The sequence below is a fragment of the Citrobacter sp. Cf072 genome (genome assembly GCF_030334485.1).
GTDB lineage: Bacteria > Pseudomonadota > Gammaproteobacteria > Enterobacterales > Enterobacteriaceae > Citrobacter > Citrobacter freundii.
Genome location: NZ_JAOWDX010000011.1, coordinates 1 through 206, shown reverse-complemented (window position 1 = coordinate 206; position 206 = coordinate 1). Strand labels below are relative to the sequence as shown.

Genomic DNA, 206 nt, shown 5'->3' with positions numbered 1-206 from the left:
TAAGTGCTGAAAGCATCTAAGCACGAAACTTGCCCCGAGATGAGTTCTCCCTGAGACTTTAAGTCTCCTGAAGGAACGTTAAAGACGATGACGTTGATAGGTCGGGTGTGTAAGCGTAGCGATACGTTGAGCTAACCGATACTAATGAACCGTGAGGCTTAACCTTACAACGCCGAAGATGTTTTGGCGAAGAGACGACATTCAGC

Annotated in this window: 1 rRNA gene; it reads left to right on the top strand. The window is 47.1% G+C overall.

Annotated features, from left to right (window positions below):
- Window positions 1-166, top strand: a 23S ribosomal RNA gene (locus tag OGX66_RS00365); the annotation flags it as partial.
- Window positions 167-206: the final 40 nt, after the last annotated feature.